General features: G+C 69.9%; 13 protein-coding genes. 2 read left to right on the top strand and 11 right to left on the bottom strand.

From position 1 onward, the window contains the following. Positions 1 to 22: 22 nt before the first annotated feature. Positions 23 to 1,936 carry a S9 family peptidase gene (locus ACOQPQ_RS05825; protein WP_420638500.1) on the bottom strand — a complete coding sequence of 638 codons (1,914 nt, stop codon included), beginning with the start codon at positions 1,934 to 1,936 and terminating at the stop codon, positions 23 to 25. Positions 1,937 to 1,978: 42 nt separating this feature from the next. Further along, positions 1,979 to 3,163, bottom strand: coding sequence for a pyridoxal phosphate-dependent aminotransferase (locus ACOQPQ_RS05830; protein WP_420638501.1), 1,185 nt, complete (start codon positions 3,161 to 3,163; stop codon positions 1,979 to 1,981). 96 nt (positions 3,164 to 3,259) lie between these two features. On the opposite strand from ACOQPQ_RS05830, the gene serC reads away from it, so the two are divergent. After that, positions 3,260 to 4,390, top strand: coding sequence for a phosphoserine transaminase (gene serC, locus ACOQPQ_RS05835; protein WP_420638502.1), 1,131 nt, complete (start codon positions 3,260 to 3,262; stop codon positions 4,388 to 4,390). 292 nt (positions 4,391 to 4,682) lie between these two features. Continuing rightward, positions 4,683 to 7,445 carry a fibronectin type III domain-containing protein gene (locus ACOQPQ_RS05840; protein WP_420638503.1) on the top strand — a complete coding sequence of 921 codons (2,763 nt, stop codon included), beginning with the start codon at positions 4,683 to 4,685 and terminating at the stop codon, positions 7,443 to 7,445. A 4-nt stretch (positions 7,446 to 7,449) separates the two neighbouring features. On the opposite strand, the gene ACOQPQ_RS05845 is transcribed toward ACOQPQ_RS05840, so the two are convergent. The 9 genes from ACOQPQ_RS05845 to ccmA all read right to left on the bottom strand — a co-directional run bounded on the left by ACOQPQ_RS05845 (position 7,450) and on the right by ccmA (position 14,636). After that, entirely contained in the window at positions 7,450 to 8,550 is a 1,101-nt protein-coding gene (locus tag ACOQPQ_RS05845) for a tetratricopeptide repeat protein (protein WP_420638504.1), read from the bottom strand. Next, positions 8,540 to 9,061 carry a cytochrome c-type biogenesis protein gene (locus ACOQPQ_RS05850; protein WP_420638505.1) on the bottom strand — a complete coding sequence of 174 codons (522 nt, stop codon included), beginning with the start codon at positions 9,059 to 9,061 and terminating at the stop codon, positions 8,540 to 8,542. Before ACOQPQ_RS05850 ends, ACOQPQ_RS05845 begins: the two co-directional genes overlap by 11 nt. Next, a complete protein-coding gene (locus ACOQPQ_RS05855) occupies positions 9,058 to 9,564 on the bottom strand; it encodes a TlpA family protein disulfide reductase (protein WP_420638506.1) in 507 nt (168 codons plus the stop codon). Before ACOQPQ_RS05855 ends, ACOQPQ_RS05850 begins: the two co-directional genes overlap by 4 nt. 118 nt (positions 9,565 to 9,682) lie before the next feature. Further along, positions 9,683 to 11,644 carry a heme lyase CcmF/NrfE family subunit gene (locus tag ACOQPQ_RS05860; RefSeq protein ID WP_420638507.1) on the bottom strand — a complete coding sequence of 654 codons (1,962 nt, stop codon included), beginning with the start codon at positions 11,642 to 11,644 and terminating at the stop codon, positions 9,683 to 9,685. A 37-nt stretch (positions 11,645 to 11,681) separates the two neighbouring features. Beyond that, positions 11,682 to 12,242, bottom strand: a complete 561-nt coding sequence (locus ACOQPQ_RS05865) for a cytochrome c maturation protein CcmE (RefSeq protein ID WP_420638508.1) — start codon at positions 12,240 to 12,242, stop codon at positions 11,682 to 11,684. Continuing rightward, positions 12,235 to 12,381 (bottom strand): heme exporter protein CcmD, encoded by a 147-nt coding sequence (locus tag ACOQPQ_RS05870; protein WP_420638509.1) that lies wholly within the window; start codon positions 12,379 to 12,381, stop codon positions 12,235 to 12,237. The genes ACOQPQ_RS05865 and ACOQPQ_RS05870 overlap by 8 nt, the downstream gene beginning before the upstream one ends. Beyond that, entirely contained in the window at positions 12,378 to 13,142 is a 765-nt protein-coding gene (ccsA, locus tag ACOQPQ_RS05875) for a cytochrome c biogenesis protein CcsA (RefSeq protein WP_420638510.1), read from the bottom strand. The genes ACOQPQ_RS05870 and ccsA overlap by 4 nt, the downstream gene beginning before the upstream one ends. A 32-nt stretch (positions 13,143 to 13,174) precedes the next feature. Further along, the gene (locus tag ACOQPQ_RS05880; protein WP_420638511.1) at positions 13,175 to 13,843 is read right to left on the bottom strand and encodes a heme exporter protein CcmB; all 669 of its coding nucleotides are present in this window, start codon (positions 13,841 to 13,843) and stop codon (positions 13,175 to 13,177) included. After that, positions 13,833 to 14,636: a heme ABC exporter ATP-binding protein CcmA gene (gene ccmA, locus ACOQPQ_RS05885; RefSeq protein ID WP_420638512.1), complete on the bottom strand. Its 804-nt coding sequence runs from the start codon at positions 14,634 to 14,636 to the stop codon at positions 13,833 to 13,835. Before ccmA ends, ACOQPQ_RS05880 begins: the two co-directional genes overlap by 11 nt. Between the last annotated feature and the right edge of the window lie 48 nt (positions 14,637 to 14,684).

Here is a 14,684-nt window from a genome sequence, read left to right on the forward strand (position 1 = left end):
GGTGGCCGAGGGGAGACCCGGCCTACCGGCGAATGGCCACCGGGGGGAGGGTGTCGGCGGGGGTGAACCCCAGCATCTCGGCGAAGAAGGCCAACTCGGCCTCGAGGGCGGACACGATGTTCTCGGCCCGACGGAAACCGTGCTGTTCCCCTTCGAACAGCAGATAGGCCACCGGAATCGACCGCTGCTCCAGCGCGGCCACGATCATCTCGGCCTGGTTGGGGGGCACCACCTCGTCGTCGGCCCCCTGGAGCACGATCATGGGCGCCTCGAACCGGTCGACGAAACCGATGGGCGAGCGAGCGGCGTACACGTCGGCGGCCTCGGGGTAGGGCCCGACCAGGGTGTCCATGTAGCGGGCCTCGAACTTGTGGGTGTCCACCGCCAATGCGGCCAGGTCGGCGATGCCGTAGCGGCTGGCCCCGGCGGCGAACACCCGGTGGAAGGCCAGCGCGCACAGGGTGGTGTAGCCCCCGGCGCTGCTGCCCCGGATGATGAGCCGGTCGCCGTCCACCTCTCCGGCGTCCACCAGGTGTCGGGCGGCGGCCACACAGTCCTCCACGTCGCTCAGGCCCCAGCGCCCCCGGAGGGCCTCCCGGTAGGCGGTGCCGTAGCCGGTGCTGCCCCGGTAGTTCACGTCCACCACCGCGATGCCCCGACTGGTCCAGTACTGGATGCCGAGCTGGAGCTGGCTGCGGGCCGCGCCGGTGGGGCCGCCGTGGCCCAGCACCAACAGCGGGGGCCGCTCACCGCCGGGCGCCCGGGCGGAGGGATGGGCGGGCCGGTAGTAGAGGCCGTGGGCCCGCGCCCCGTCGGTGGTGGGGAAGCTGATCGGGCGGGGCGAGGTCACATACGCCGGGTCCACGGCCGCCCGGCCCGCCGGGCGAACGGTCTGCCAGGCGCCGTCGGCGACGTCGATGCGGACGGCGGTGGGCTCTTGGGTGGGTGAAGCACAGATGGCGGTAACGGCGTGCGGCCCGGCCGGCCGGACGCACCCGTACGACGTCCACGGCAGGTCCAAGAGCCGGGGGGCGGATCCGTCGGCGGGCACGACCCACAACTCGGCCAGCGAGCCCCGCACGGCGGCCACCACCACCGTGTGGTCGTCGCACACCGCGTAGCTGGGGTCGTCGAACACCCAGGCGGGCCGGTGTACCTCGGCGTCGGTCTCGAACACCGCCACCAGGTCACTGCCCTCCAGGCGGTACAGGTTCCACCACCCGCGGTGGTCGCTGACCACGTAGAGCCGGCCGTCGGGGCCCCACTGGGGCTCCACCACCGACCCCATTCCCGCCACCCTGCGGCGACCGTCCACCCACAGCTCGGTGTGGTCCCAGGGCATGTTGGGGTGGTCCCACTGAATCCAGGCCAGGTGCCGGCCGTCGGGGCTGGGGCGGGGCCAAGCGTAGAAGTCGGCCCCGGACGCCACGATCTCGGCCTCGGCCGGTCCGTCACCGCCGAGGCGCACCAGTTGGTTGACCGCCTCTCGGTTGCCCTCCCCGGCGCCGGCCTCGGCTACGCCGTGGTGATCCTCCCGGACGCACACCAGCCCGGCGCCGTCGGATCGGCCGTCGGCGTAGCGCCGGCCGTGGGCGAACTCGGGTTCAGGCGACACCGGGCGGGCCGCGGCGTCGGTCCCCACCCGCCACAGGCGCCCGTCGGCGTCGTCGGAGGCGTACACCCCGCCCCCGCCGTCGGGCCACCAAGCCCCGCCGCCGTAGCTGTGGACCCGGGTCCGCACCGAAACGCCGTCCCATAAATCGCGCCCGTCGCAGACCAAGGCGTTGCGGCCCGCCTCCTGGGGGCGGGACTCCGTGAGCCAGATGCGCCCGCCGTGGCTCCACAGGTTGACGGGCACCGCGGCGTCGGCCACCAGCGAGGCCGCCGAGATGGGCGACGGCCAGCTTCCGAAGGGCTGGGTGGCGCTGTCGCTCATTACCGGTCGCCCATTCCCCGTCACCCGATCCCGGTCAACCGTTCACGAGTTCAACAGGTCGGCGATGCGTCCGATGCCCTCGCTCAGGTCGTCGTCGCCCAGGGCGAACGACAGTCGGGCGTATCCGGGGCCGGCGAACGCCTCACCGGGCACGATAGCCACTTGGACCTGCTCCAGGATCCACGCCGCCAGATCGGCGGTGGTGTCGGGCATCCCGGCCCGGTCCAACACCCCGGCAAAAGACGGAAAGGCGTAGAACGCCCCCTGAGGGACCATGCAGGCCACGCCGTCGATCTCGTTCAACAGCCGGTGCATGGTCGAGCGGCGGCGGTCGAAGGCGGCCCGCATCTCGGCCACCGCGTCCAGGGGGCCGCTCACCGCGGCCAGCGCCGCCTGCTGCGACACGTTGGCCACATTCGAGGTCTGGTGCGACTGCAGGCTCACGGCTGCGGCGGCGGCATCGGCAGGACCGATGAGCCAACCCACCCGCCAGCCGGTCATGGCGTAGGTCTTGGCCACCCCGTTGACCACCACACAGCGGTCGGCCAGTTCGGGGACCACCACCGGTAGGGAGCTGAATTGGTGATCGTCGTAGGTGAGGTGCTCGTAGATCTCATCGGTGACCACCCAAATGCCGTGGTCGACCGCCCACCGCCCGATGGCCTCCACCTGCTCCCGAGGGTAGACCGCGCCGGTGGGATTGGAGGGGGACACGAAGACCAGCGCCTTGGTGCGGTCGGTGCGGGCCGCCTCGAGCTGCTCCACCGTGGCCAGAAAGCCGCTTTCGGCGGTGGTGGGGACCTCCACGGTGGTGCCGCCGGCCAGGGCGATGGCCTCCGGGTAGGTCGTCCAGTAGGGCGCGGGCAACAGCACCTCGTCGCCGGGGTCGAGAAGCACGGCGAAGGCGTTGTACACCGCATGCTTTCCCCCGTTGGTGACCACCACCTGCGAGGGGTCCACCTCGTAGCCCGAATCCCGGCGGGTCTTGGCCGCAATGGCCTCCCGCAGCTCGGGGAGCCCTCCGGCGGGGGAATAGCGGTGGTTCCTTGTGTCACCCACGGCGGCGAGGGCGGCCTCCACGATGGACTCGGGGGTGGGGAAGTCGGGTTCGCCGGCCCCGAAGCTGATAACCGGCGCTCCCTGGGCCCGGAGCGCCTTGGCTTTGGCGTCCACGGCCAGCGTGGCCGACGGGGCGATGGCGGAGATTCGCTGGGAGATACGAGCCATCACCGCAGCTTCCCACACCGCCGCCCCACTTTCGATGCAGAAATCCCAGTGGCTGGGCGACCGGACCCGGAGGGCCAGGGAGTATCCTTGGGTCCCGTGGGCAGCGCAGCTCAGTCCTCCACCATCACCATTCCCCCTGACCTGTTGCCCGAGGACGGGCGCTTCGGCAGCGGGCCGTCGCGGGTGCGGCCCGAAGCGGCCGCCGCCCTGGCTGCCGAGGCCGAAAACTTTCTCGGTACCAGCCACCGCAAGGCGACGGTGAAGGACGTGGTCGGTCGGCTCCGGGAAGGGGTTGCCGAGTTGCTGTCGCTGCCCGACGGCTACGAGGTGGTGTTGGGCAACGGCGGGACCACCGGATTTTGGGATGCCGCCGTCTTCGGGCTGATCGAAGCCCGCAGCCAGCACCTGAGCTTCGGGGCGTTCTCGGCGAAATTCGCCGCCGCGGTGGCCGCCGCCCCCCATTTGGAGGCCCCCGACGTCATCAGCACGGAGCCCGGCAGCCACCCCGAGGCGGTGGCCGACCCCTCGGTGGACGCTTACGCCCTGACCCACAACGAGACTTCCACCGGGGTGTGCATGGGGCTTCGCCGCCCCGCACCCGAGGGCCTGGTGCTGGTGGACGCCACCTCGGCCGCGGGCGGACTGCGCTTCGACCCCGCCGAGACCGACGTGTACTACTTCGCGCCCCAGAAGTGTCTGGCCGCCGACGGGGGGCTGTGGCTGGCCTGCTGCTCGCCCGCGGCCATCGAGCGGATCGAGCGGATGGCCGCTTCCGACCGCTGGATCCCGCCGTCATTGGATCTGGGGATCGCCCTCGCCTCCTCCCGAAAGAACGAGACCTACAACACCCCGGCCCTGGCCACCGTGTTCCTGGCCGTCCACCAGGTGGAGTGGATCAACGGCAACGGCGGGCTGGAATGGGCGGCATCCCGCTGCGACCAGTCGGCCGACATCATGTATTCCTGGGCGGACCGCACCGACTACGCCACGCCGTTCGTGACCGACCCCGCCCGCCGCAGCACCGTGGTGGCCACCATCGACTTTGACGGGGTGTCGGCCGACGAGGTCGCTGCGGTGCTGCGGGTCAACGGCATCATCGACGTGGAGTCGTACCGGGCGTTGGGTCGCAATCAGCTCCGGGTGGCCCTGTTTCCCGCCATCCCTCCCTCGGATGTGGCGGCGCTGTGCGGCTGCATCGACTTCGTGGTGGAGGGTCTCTCGCCATAAGCGCCGCTGCTGCTGACCGAGCAGTAGAACGCCCCCAGATTTCTCCCCGGTCTCAAATTGCCGTCATGTGATTGCGCTCGCCCCTGCATTCACACTATGCTCATTGCACCCAGTAGCCACATCTGCAACATTGACCACAACTACATTGTCCACAACAGGTGTAACAGCAACAACATAGACCACAGGAATCCCGATCATCCAAGACCCGGAGTTGTCGCTTTGGCAGCGCCCGGGCACAGGGGGAGTCACAGGCCGCAGCATGTTTCGGCAAACAGCGACAAGAGCACTGGCTTTGGCAGTCATCGCCGCGCTCGTCGGCGCCCTGGTGGTTCGCGCCCAGCCGGTACCGGTGGCCCCCGACGCCAGTCAGACACGCTTCTACTCCGGCCCGACCATCACCGACCCCTACTACTGCTTGAACAGGAGCTTCGGCGGGCCCGTCACCTACCCATTCGACAGTGATGGCGACGGGGTGGCCGATACCTGCTCGCTGTCCGGCAGCCGCCGGGACGCCGCCGCCCTCCAAAACTCCCTGGAACGCCTGGCCGTGCAGTTCCCCGGACCGTTTGCCCGGTTCTTCGCCGAGGAGTGCCTCAAAGTGCCCGCAACCCTGGGAGAACCCGGCGAGGAGTCCAGGGACGAGTGCGCTCCCCCTCGGGCCAACCCCAACAATCCTCCGCCGGTGGTGACCGTCACCCCGTCGGTGGTGCCTGACGCTGGCCACACGTTGTTTTACTCGGGCACCCCGATCAACGGCCCCTATTACTGCATGAACGCCAGCTTCGGCGGGCCCTTGACCTACCCCTATGACGACGACGGGAACGGCATCGCCGAGACGTGCTCGCTGCCCCGCACCCGTCGGTCGGCGGCCGCCCGCCAGAACGCTCTGGCCCGCTTGGCCGCCCTGCACCCCGTGTGGCTCGGGCAGCTCTTCGACGACGAATGCGACAAAGTGCCCCAAGACCTCGCCGTGCCCGGCGACTCCTGCGAAGAGGGCCCGACCCCTCCAATCGTGGTGGTTCCGCCCGGACCGACCGCGACTGGGACCACTACTGCCACGGCCACCCAAACCGCCACGGCTACCACGACCGCTACCGCCACCGGGACCGCTACTGCGTCGCCCACCGGGACCGCCACTGCGTCGCCCACCGGGACCGCCACTGCGTCGCCCACCGGGACCGCCACCGCGTCGCCCACCGGGACCGCCACCGCGTCGCCCACCGGGACCGCCACCGCGTCGCCCACCGGGACCGCCACCGCGTCGCCCACCGGGACCGCCACCGCGTCGCCCACCGGCACCGCCACCGCGTCGCCCACCGGGACCGCCACCGCGTCGCCCACCGGCACCGCCACCGCGTCGCCCACCGGGACCGCCACCGCGTCGCCCACCGGCACCGCCACCGCGTCGCCCACCGGCACCGCCACCGCGTCGCCCACCGCCTCCCCCACCGGCACCGCCTCCCCCACCGGGACCGCCACCGCGTCGCCCACCGGGACCGCTACGGCCTCCCCTACCCAAACCGCCACCGGAACCGCCACCCCGACGCCGCAAGAGGCTCCCGGACCACCTCAGAATCTGACCGCTACGCCGGGCGGCAATCAGGTGAGTCCCCGGGTCAGCCTCGACTGGGACGCACCCACCACCGGGGGGACCCCCACCTACTACGAGATCCGCCACCGCTGGACCAACTCCACCACCGCTCCGATCCTTTGGACCCAATGGTCGGATTGGGATGATGTCGGACTCGCGACCGCCGAGACCGTCATCAACCTCCGGAGCAATCGCGATTACCAGTTCGCTGTGCGGGCGGGCAACGCCCATGGCGTCAGTGCTGCCGTCTCCGTGCAAGCCAGGACTGCCCTGGTCCGACCGGAATTGCCGGTCAATGTGCAGGTGACCACGCCGGGAACGGCGATGAGCAAGCAGTTCACCGTCACGTGGGAGGCACCGACGTCCAGCTTGTGCCCGATCGATCGCTACCAGGTGAGGTACGGCATTGGGACACTGCAGAACATGCCGGCTCGGGCCGAATGGCGCGTCGCCGGAAGCCCCCTCAACCTGGACAACACCGCGAGAAACTTCACCGTCAAGGTCGACAGCACGTACGGCGCCATCGACAGCGATGGTTTCTACGTGGATATCAATGGTGACGGGGAGATCAACGGTTCCGACACCCGGAAAGAGACCGCGGCGACGCTACCCGACGCCACGTCATTCATCGTTGTGACGAGCACCTTCAGCGTCCAGTGTGACGCTTGGAGCTTCGCCAATACGGTCAACCAGGTCACCACCGACCCGACCGAAATACTCCCCCCGCCGGTGGCACCCGGTCAGCCCCGGAACCTGACGGCCACCCCCGCTGACAACCAGGTGGCCCCCCAGGTCAGCCTCGCCTGGGACCCGCCCACCACCGGCGGCACCCCCACCAGCTATCGAGTCCGCTACCGGGCCAACTGGGGCACCACCGACGAACCGGAGTGGCTGCGGTGGTCCAATTGGATCGACGTCGGGCTCATGACGGCCAAGACCATCACCGAGCTGGAGAGTGAACGGGAGTACGAGTTCGCCGTCGTCGCCCGCAACAATGGCGTCAACGGCCCCTCGGCCACCACGAAGGCCACCACCGCCTTCGTCCAACCCCCTCAGCCGCAAAATGTGCAGGTCACCACGCCGGGCACCCCGGGCAGCAAGCAATTCACGATCACGTGGGATATACCGTCGACTGCGTTGTGCCCGATCAGCAGATTCGCCGTCCTCTACCGACCGACGGGGGTGCGTGGCTACCTCGCCCTCCGGGCGGCCGGCGGCCACCTCGACTTCAACCGCGACACGAGAAGCGTGACCGTGCAGGTCGGCAGCCGGTACGGCACTTATGAGATCACGGGTGCCTACGAGGACATCAACGGCGACGGTCGAATCGACGCAGCCGACACCCGGCCCGAGACGGCCGACACCCTGCCCGACAACACCTCCTTCGACCTATGGGTGTACAGCGCCAGCAGACAGTGCAACGAGTGGAGCGATGCGGTGCGCATGACGGTGGTCACCGACTAGCCGATCACCTCTCGGCGGCTCGCGACCGGAGGTCGTCGGCCAAAAGGGCAATTTCCGGCGGTGGGTTGAGGGCGTTCAGGCGGTCCAGGTCGGCGAGGGCCTGATCAACCCGATCGAGACCGAGGTACAGCCACGCCCGCCACAACCACGTCTCCGGGTCGTCGGGGGCGACTTCCACGGCCCGGTTGATCCGCCCGGCGCCCACGGCCGCCTGTTCGACCGGCCCGGTCTGGATGAGCAGCACCCCGCTGTAGGTCAGCGCCAACCCATGATCGGGGTGGTCGCCCAGGACGGCCTCGTACACCCGCAGAGCCAGCCCCGGGTCGCCCTCCGACGGCGCCGTGGGCTCCCACAGAGCCACGGCGGCGGCCACGGCGTCGTCGGCGTTGGCCCCCAGCGAGGCCAGCGTCAGCGGGCCCTCGGCTCCCTGCTCCAGCGCGAGGCACAGGGGGATTCGTCCCCGCAGGCCCTGCTGTTGCACCAAGTCGGCCATCAACGAGGGGGGATCGGTGGCGTCGAAGGCGGCCAGCTCGGCCGCCGCCGCCGAGCAGTCACCCGTCCGGTACAGGACGATGGTGCGAAACGCCCGGGCGTCGGGGTAGGCCGGATCGGCGGCCACCGCGTCGGCCAGGGAGTCGGCGGCCTCGCCCAGTTGACCGTCCAAGGCCTGCAGCCAGCCCCGGTAGGCCAGCGCCACCGGATGAGACGGGGATCGGTCCAACACCTGCTGGTAGATCCGTAGGGCCTCCGCCCGATCCCCGGCGGCAATCGAGTCCTCCGCGTCGCGGAGCAACCCCGCCGTGCTGGTCACCGCATCGTTGCCGGTGATGGTGTCCCCGGCGTGGCGTGAGCCCACGGCCCGGCCCAGCATCACCCCGGCCAGCGCACCCACAGCAACGAGGGCTGCCACCACCGCCAACCGCTTCCACCCCGGACCCCTGCCGGGTGGGGCGGGCGGTCCACCCTCCTGGCGGAGGGCGTCGGCCGCCCGCCGGGTGTAGCTCTGGGTGAGGGCCTGGTGATCGGCGGGCTCCAGGTCGCCGGCGGCCAACTCCTCATCCAGGTCGTCCAGCGAGGCCAGCCAGAACTCCCGATCATCCTCCATGGTCGCCGTCCCCGGTGGACCCTGCCGGGGTGGTCCCTGGGGGACTCTGGCGGGCCTGTTCGACCAACGCCTGGTCGGCGGGTGACGGCGGCTCGCCACCGTGCGCCAGGCGCCGCCATCGGCGGAGCGTCATCCCGAGCAACCCCGATCCCAGCACCAACCCCACCACCGGAATCACCCACACCAAGCCGCCCACCCCCGACGTCGACGGGGTCAGGATCACCCAGTCGCCGTAGCGGTCGGCAAATCGTTGTCGGATATCATCGTCGGTGGCCCCCGCCACCACCAGCCGGCCGATCTCCGCACGGATTTCCCGGGCGATGGCCACGTCAGACTCCACCACCGACTGACCCACGCACTGGGGGCAGGCGATGGTGGCCCCGATGTCCCGAGCCCGTTCGGCGTTGGTGTGGTCGTCACGACTGTCCACCGCCCCGAACACCAACATGGTGCCCACCGCCACCCCCACCAACAGCCAGGACAGCGTGACTCGTCGGCGACGGGTGATCACCCGCGGGCCCCCGCTCGGGCCAGTTGGGTCTCGAGATCGGCCACGGTCACCCCGCCGGTGAACCTGACGGCCACCCGGCCCAGGGGGTCCACCAGATAAGTCTCCGGCACCGCGGTCACGCCGAAGTCGATGGCGATCCGACCGGTGTCGGAAATCACCACCGGCCAGTCCCCGCCGTGGTCGGCGAAGAACCGGGCGATGGCCTCCACGTCGTCCTCGAACACCACGCTGATCAGCCGCACGTCAGGGTTGTCCCGGTAGCGCTCCTGGAAGGCCAGCAGCTCGGGGTGTTCGGTCACGCACTGCACGCACCACGTGGAGAAGAAGTTGACCACCACCCAGCGGCCCCGCTGCACGGTCATGTCGAAGCGGTTCCCGTCGAGGGTCTCCGCCGCGAAATCGGGAGCGAATTCGGGCAACGGGGGCGACCCCCGACCCCGCTCGGACACCGCGAACACCCCGATGAGGGCCGCCGCCACCAGCCCTACGGCCAGCCCGATCAACCGAACGCTCGGCCCTCTCCTGACCGGCGAGGACTGCGTCGGGCCAGGCGGATCACAGGCAGGCATATCTCCTGGAGGGGACGGATCAGGAGCAGACGCTCCCGCGGGAGGAGACTGCTCAGGCAACCGGCACCTCGCGTTTGCGCAGGGGGACGCGGGGGACCGGGGCCGACACCGCCGTGGTGGGCACCCGTCGACGTCCGGGGAAGGCCGAAAAGGCCGCGCCTGCCAACATGATGGCCCCGCCCACCCACAGCCAGAGCGTGAGGGGCTGCACCGTCACCCGCACACCGGCCGATCCGGCGACGCCGTCGGGCAGATCCAGCACCGCCACCTGGATGTCGCGGACCGGCGACGAGACGGTGCCGGGAGTGCGCACCACACCGCCGTTGGCGAACCGGCTCACCCCCGGACGCACCAGGGCGCCGTCCACCAGCACCAGGGCCTCCACCGTGGTCTTGTTGTCGAACACCCGCTCCTCGGTGCCCACGAAGGCGATCTCGTGCCCGCTGACGGTGGCCGTCTGGCCCCGACCGATGGTCAGCTCGCTCTGGTGCAGGTAGCTGTTGCTGGCGGCCAGGGCCACGGCCACCACGACCACGCCCAGGTGTACCACCATGCCGCCGTTGGCCCTTCCCACCAGCCCCCGCCATCCCTGTCGGCGGGCGGCCAACACCAACTGGCGCAGGGCCGCACCCCCGGCGAAGCCCGCCAGGGTAAAGGCCAGCAACGGGGCCAAGCCCCGGGCCCCGACCAGCAAGGCCACCAGCCCGCTGGCCACCGCCACCCAACCGGGCCACAAAAGCCGCTCCGACAACCGCTCCACGGTGGTCTTGCGCCAGGGCAGCACCGGGGCCACCGCCATGAGAAAGAGCAGCAGCAACCCCACCGGCATGGTCATGCGGTCGAAGAACGGCGTGCCCACACTGATCCGCCGACCGTCCAGACTCTCCACGATCAACGGGAACACCGTCCCCAACAGCACCACGAAGGCGAACATCCCGAAGAGCAGGTTGTTGGCCAGAAACGAGGCCTCCCGGGACAGCGACGAGTCGATCTGGCCAAGCGAGCGCAATCGGTCGCCCCGCCAGGCGATGAGTCCCACGGTGGCGGCCACCACCAGGGCGAAGAACACCAGAAGGGCCGGGCCCACCGCATCGGCCGAGAACGCGTGGACCGAGTCGACCAGGCCCGAACGGGTCAGGAACGTGCCCAGGATGGTCAACGAGAATGTGGCGCACACCAGCGACAGGTTCCACACCCGCAGCATCCCCCGGCGCTCCTGCACCATCACCGAGTGCAGATAGGCGGTGCCGGTGAGCCACGGCAGCAACGAGGCGTTCTCCACGGGGTCCCAGCCCCAATAGCCCCCCCAACCCAGCACGTCCCACGACCACCAGGCCCCCAGGATGATCCCCGCAGTCAGAAAAGCCCAGGCGAACAGAGTCCAGCGGCGGGTCTCGACCAGCCACCCCTCCCCCAGTCGCCCGGTGGCCAAGGCGGCCACCGCGAAGGCGAACGGCACGGTGAAGCCCACGTAACCCAGGTACAGCATCGGGGGATGGACCGCCATGAGCCAGTGGTTCTGGAGCAGGGGGTTGGGTCCAGGACCGTCGAAGCCCGGTGGCACGTCCACCCGTCGGAAGGGCTGGGCCAATTCCAGAGACGGCCAGTTGAACATCAGCACGAAGAAGAACAGGCACACCAGGAACAGCACGGCCATGGCCCACCCCACCAAGGGGTCGTCCAGGCGGTGGCGGAACTTCAGCATCACCAGCACCAGATACCCGGCCAGGATGAGGGCCCACAACAGGATGGAGCCCTCCAGCGCCGCCCACAAGGTGGCCACGTTGAACAGCGCGGGGGTGGCGTGGCTGCCGTTGGCGGCCACGTACGACACCGAGAAGTCCCGGGTGATGAGGGCCCGCTCCATGGCGAACACCGACAGGGCGGCCCCGCCCAGCACCAGCCAGGCGCACATCGGTACCCGGTCGAATCGCCGGGCGGCCACCGTGACCACCCCGATGGCCGACGCGGCCATGGCGATGGCGATGCCCAGAACCCCCAGAGTGATGTTCACCGCCGAAGACCCCCCTGCAGGCGATCGGTGGCCGGCGTCATTCGTATCGTCCGCCCCGTTCGGCGTCGTCGATGCGGTCCTGGTTGTCGACCCGGTAGTCGTTGTCGTGTTTCACCAGCATTCGGTCGCTGGCGAAGTACCAGCCGTCGTCGGCCGTTCGGGCGTAGGCGCGGCTTTGCACCCAGGAGCCGTCGATCACCACCGGCACCTCGGGCTGGAACTGGTCGGAGACGGCGCCGGTGTGGACCACGTCGGCCACCACCCCGTCGAACACCACCGAGAAGGCCACCGCGGGACGCCCGTCGGGCAAGCTCACTTCCTGCACCGACCCGCTCACCGGTGAACCGATCATCCGCAGCCGGTCCTCGCCCATCTCCTCCCGGCGCTCGACGGCCTCGTCCACCTCTCGGAACACCAGGGTGGCGTCGCCCAGCTCCCGCCACATGATGATGCCGACCACCACGACCACCACGGCCACCGCCACCACCGGAACCCACCGGCGCAGACCTCGGCGATCGGGGCGGCCCGGCCGGGGGCCGAGGTCCACCGGGATGTCCTCGCCGAAGTCGGCCGATTTCGGCGTATCGGCGTCAGTCATCGGGCATCATCCAGCGGCGTCGGTTCTCGGGCACTCGGCGGCTGAGCCTCCGGCCCCGCAACAGCATCCACCCGGCGTAGGCCACCACGGCCACCACCGTGACGCTCCAGCCGGCCGCGATGTAGCCCACATGGGTCATGGCCGCCCCCTCGACAGTTCCGACAGGCCGCTCTCGGATCGGCGTTCGGCCAGGGCCTCGTCCACCTCCAGCTCTTCGATTTGCTGCTGGAGGTAGGCCACCCGAAAGCGGTGCAGCAGCAGCCAGGCGAACAGCACCAGGCCCACAAAGAAGGCGAACGACAGGGTGAACAGGGTTTCGTCGCGGATCTTGCGGGAGATGAGGGTGGACTGCTGATGCAGGGTGCGGTTCTCCCACCACTCCACCGACCGGTTCACGATCACGATGTTCACCGCCCCCACCAAGGCGATCACCACCGACCGGCGGGCCTTGACGGCCGCGTCGGCGGGCACCCGTCGTACCGCCAGATACCCCACGAACACCAGCACCATCATCAGGGTGGTCACCAGACGCACGTCACCCCACTCCCACCACGTCTGCCAGGTGGGCCGACCCCAGATGGAGCCGGTCACCAGGGTCAGCACGCCGAAGACCACGCCGATCTCCGCCGAGGAGTGGGCCATCAGATCCCACCAGTCGGTGCGCCAGCGCAGGTAGGCCAGGCTGGCCAGAAACGTGAACCCGAATCCGGTGTAGGCCAGGATGGCGGAGGGCACGTGGACGAACATCAGGCGTACGGCGTCGAATTGCCCCACGATGTCGCCCTGCTCGGTTACCCGGGTGTCCTCGGGCACCCAGGCGAACGCCAGCGCGGCCAGCACGGCGAAGCCGCCCAGGGCCAGCCAGCCCAAGACCCTGGTCGCCTTCGACGACGTGCTCATGCTTCCTCCAAGAGAGCGCCAAACTCTTGCACTTACGCTTCCTCCAAAAGAGCGCCATAGCTCAACGCTCCGAACACCCCGTAGATTGCTGCGAATCCGGCCAGCAAGCCCAACCAGGCCCAGCCCTCCGCCCCGGCCACGCCGAACGCGTCCTGAAACGCCCGGGTGGCCCCGATCAGCACCGGGGCGACCGCGGGCAACAGCAGGAGCGGCAGGAGGGTTTCCCGCACGCCGAGGCCGGCGACCACCGCCCCGTACAGCGCCCCGGCGGCGGCCAACCCCAGGGCGGCGGCCAGTCCGGCAGCCACCAGAAGGCCAGGCCGATGCACCGTCACGTCGAACAGCAACACCACGCCCACCCCCAGCAGCACCTCCAGCATCACGAGCTGCACGAAGATGGCGGCCGCCTTGCCGCCGAACACGGAAATGGGGTCGATCCCCGACAGGAGCAATCGGTCGGTGGCCCCGTCGGCCAGGTCCACCGCAAACGAACGTCCGATGGCCAACAGGGAGGCCAACAGGACGGTCACCCAGAACAAGCCGGGGGCGTGGGTGCGCAGCGCCTCCTGTTGGGTGTCCAACGCAAAAGCCAACAGCACCAACACGGTGACGGCGAACGGCACGATCTGATTGAACCCCACCCGCGAGCGGGCCTCGATCCTCAAGTCCTTGCCCGCGATCAGCCACACGTCACGAAACACGGACGTCTCCGCAATCTGCCCCGGCACTCTCCAGGTCGGGCGCGCCAACACCGGCGCCCTCCAGGGTGGGCGCAATGTCCCCGGCGCCCTCCAGGGTGGGCGCAATGTCCCCGGCGCCCTCCAGGGTGGGCGCAATGTCCCCGGCGCCCTCCCGACCGCCTTGCACCATCCCGCCCACCAGGCTCACCACCCGGGGGGACAGCACCTGCATGCGCTCCAACTCGTGGGAGGCCACCAACACCGTGGCCCCCGCCTCGGCGGCCCCCCGGACCAGCGAGTCCAGGGTGTCGCGCGACCGCTGGTCCAGCCCGGCGTGGGGCTCGTCCAGCAACCACAGCTCGGGTCGCCGCACCACCAGGGAGGCCAGGGAAGTCCGTCGCCTTTGGCCGGCCGAGAGCCTTCCGGCCCGGACGTCGGCCAGACGGCCGTCCAGCGAGAGCAGATGCAGCGCCTCGTCCACGTCCTGGCGGGCGGCCCGGTTGGCCCGGGCCCAGAAGCTCACGTTCTCGGCCACGGTCAGATCGTCGTACAGCCCGGTGCGATGACCGAGCAGCGCCACCCGGCGGCGCACCCGGCGACGCTCGGAGCGCAGATCATGGCCCAGCACCCAACCTTGCCCCGACGTCAGCCCGCACAGGCCCGCGCAGAGCCGCAGCAGGGTGGTCTTGCCCGCCCCGTTGGGTCCCTTCAACAGAACGATCTCTCCCGGAGAGATGTCGAGATCAACTCCGGCCAAGGCGGGAAACCGCCCCAACAACGTCACAGCGGCCCGGAGCCGGACAGCAGATTTCACAACTCCGCTCAGGCTACAAGGATGCCCTCCCAGTGACCACGCCACCGG

It is taken from the genome of Candidatus Poriferisocius sp. (assembly GCF_965219775.1).
Classification (GTDB): Bacteria; Actinomycetota; Acidimicrobiia; order Acidimicrobiales; family Bin134; genus Poriferisocius.